This is a genomic window from Klenkia sp. AC732 (assembly GCF_979256525.1).
This window is the reverse complement of the sequence record NZ_CEEDOS010000122.1, coordinates 1-263: the sequence shown is the minus strand read 5'-3', so window position 1 is coordinate 263 and position 263 is coordinate 1. Positions and strand designations below refer to the sequence as shown.

Below are 263 nucleotides of genomic sequence, written 5' to 3'. Positions count from 1 at the left end.
AGACAGGTGCGGACGACGTCCCGGCGGCGGGCGCCCATCGCCAGGGCCGCCTCGACCTGGCCGTGCGCGACCTCGCGCAGGCTGGTCTCGACCAGCCGGGCCAGGAACGGGACGGCGCCGATGGTCAGCGGGACGCTCGCGGCGGTGGAGCCGATGGTGGTGCCGACCAGGCCACGGGTCAGCGGGGCGACCAGCACCAGCAGCATGATGAACGGCAGCGAGCGCCCCAGGTTGACGACCAGGCCGAGGACCCGGTGCAGCAC

General features: G+C 74.5%; 1 protein-coding gene. It reads right to left on the bottom strand.

The annotated features are described in order from the left end of the window. Window positions 1-263, bottom strand: a 263-nt coding sequence (locus AC0IVP_RS21940; protein WP_471759282.1) for an ABC transporter permease subunit, incomplete at both ends; no start/stop codon positions are given.